General features: G+C 60.3%; 1 protein-coding gene. It reads left to right on the plus strand.

Translation table 11 applies throughout. The features are described 5' to 3' along the window. Nucleotides 1–119 precede the first annotated feature (119 nt). A partial coding sequence (locus AC2FNB_RS21365; RefSeq protein ID WP_496748723.1) for a Fic family protein occupies nucleotides 120–1,025 on the plus strand: 906 nt, incomplete at its 3' end.

Raw genomic sequence — 1,025 nt, forward strand, 5'->3', positions numbered from 1 at the left:
GCCAAAGAACCGGCCAAATTTGCGGACGGGATGCCACTTTATGAGTCGGCAACCTCATGATAGTTTATGGTTTTAAAAGAGATGAGTCATGGCCAGCAAGCGGCCAGAAAGCAGGACAAGTGACGACCCCGGATGATGGAGAAACGGTAGGACTGTTCGAGCCACTCATGGTTTCTGAAGGTGCACCAGCGCGCGCGGGTCTAAACGATCTCGCGCTCGAGCTGGCAGAAAAGTCTGCCGCGTTCCGGAGCGGGTTGCCTTCCTCCGTCTCGGAGGCGTTGGCAGATCTCGTGCGGGCGATGAACTGCTACTACAGTAACCTAATCGAAGGGCACGACACCCATCCCATCGACATCGAACGCGCGATGCAGGGCGACTATAGCGCCGACCCCAAGAAGCGGAACCTTCAGCTCGAAGCCAAAGCGCATGTCGCGGTCCAGAAATGGATCGACGAGGACGGCATGACGGAACAGCCAACCGCGCCCACGTCCATTATCGAGCTGCATCGCCGCTTCTGCGAGCTGCTGCCGCCTGAGCTTCTCTTCGTCGAAAACCCGAAGACGGGCGAAAAAATACCTGTTGTGCCCGGCGAGTTGCGGACGCGCTACGTTGAAGTCGGGCGGCACGTTGCCATCAGCCCTGGCGCGGTGCCGCGATTTCTCGAACGTATGCACAAGGCTTACAGCCTCCCCGGCAGGATCGAACCAATCCTTGCTGCGGCTTGCGCGCATCACCGGCTTCTGTGGGTACACCCTTTCCTCGACGGGAACGGGCGTGTTGCCCGCCTCATGTCTTACGCCATGCTGGGCAGAACGCTCGATACACGCGGCCTCTGGTCTGTGGCGCGCGGGCTTGCACGTGAAGAGGCCGCCTATAAGGAGCACCTGGCCTCCTGCGACGGTCCTCGCCGTGGAGATCGCGACGGGCGTGGGACGCTCAGCGAAGCCGCGCTTGCTTCCTTCGCCGGCTTCTTCCTGCGCACCTGCATTGACCAGGTGGAGTTCATGGAAAGTCTTATGCGACCT

It is taken from the genome of Ruegeria sp. BHSB058 (assembly GCF_059613285.1).